Genomic DNA, 1,193 nt, shown 5'->3' with positions numbered 1-1,193 from the left:
TGTCCCGTCCTGAGATAAGTTGACACTTTGGAGACTTGTCTATGAAACCTTCAAGTTCAATCAACTGTAAACGTACACAACGTGATTACACATTAGGCTTTAAATTAGCAGTCGTGAGCCAGGTATAAAAAGGCGAACTAACTTATAAACAAGCTCAAAACCACTACGGGATCCAAGGTCGAAGTACCGTCCTTACATGGCTAAGAAAGCATGGTAGATTAGACTGGACGCAGCCTATTGAGCATTCTCCTATGTCTAAATCTAAAGAAACACCCGCCCAGAAAATCAAACGCCTAGAGAAACAGGTTTCTAATCTAGAAATGAAAAACATGATTTATGGCGATATGGTTGAACTGTTAAAGAATGAATATGGTATCGATTTAGAAAAAAAGTACTTAGCCGAGCGCTCTGGATTGCCAAAGAAAAAGGCACTGTAAAACTCGCCACTGCGAGTCGGCAATTTAATTTATCGAGACAAGCTATTTATCAATGGAAGCAGCGTGTTGAAGCTAAGGCTGAAAACCTCAAACCAGTGATATCAATGGTGATGTATTGGCGTCAGTTTATGCCTAGGATAGGAACCCGTAAACTCTACCAACTCATCAAGCCACAACTGATTGAACAAGGAATAAAACTTGGCAGGGATGGGTTATTTCAACATTTGAAAAGGCACGATATGTTGGTGAAGCCCAAGAAAAACTACACCAAAACAACCAATAGCCACCATTGGCTTAGAAAGCATCCTAACTTACTAAAAGACAAGGTTGTTGAACGTGCAGAAGAGGTACTCGTTAGCGATATCACTTATGTGAAGTCAGATGAGGGAACACACTACTTATCGTTGGTGACTGACGCATACTCCAGAAAGATAATGGGATATGAACTCAGCGATGAAATGAAAGCCTCTGATGTCGTTAAGGCGTTGGATATGACGGTAAAGAACCGGATAACAACGGGTAATATCATTCACCACTCAGACAGAGGTATACAATACTGCTCGGCTGAATACCAAATGGCATTAGCGGCCAATGGCATCACGCCCTCAATGACGGATGGATATGACTGCTAGCAAAATGCACTGGCAGAGCGAGTGAATGGTATTTTGAAGCATGAGTTTCTGCTTTGTCGTTGCCGAACGATAAAAGAGCTTGGTGTGTTAGTTAAAGAATCGATAGAGATTTATAACCAATTAC

The 1,193-nt window shown here is 41.3% G+C and carries 1 pseudogene; it reads left to right on the top strand.

Annotated features, from left to right (window positions below):
• Positions 1–41: 41 nt before the first annotated feature.
• A pseudogene (locus K5R16_RS21920) lies at positions 42–1,193 on the top strand (IS3 family transposase); the annotation flags it as partial.

The organism is Shewanella sp. c952 (assembly GCF_019654975.1).
Classification (GTDB): Bacteria; Pseudomonadota; Gammaproteobacteria; order Enterobacterales; family Shewanellaceae; genus Shewanella.
This window is presented reverse-complemented; position numbering and strand designations above follow the sequence as displayed.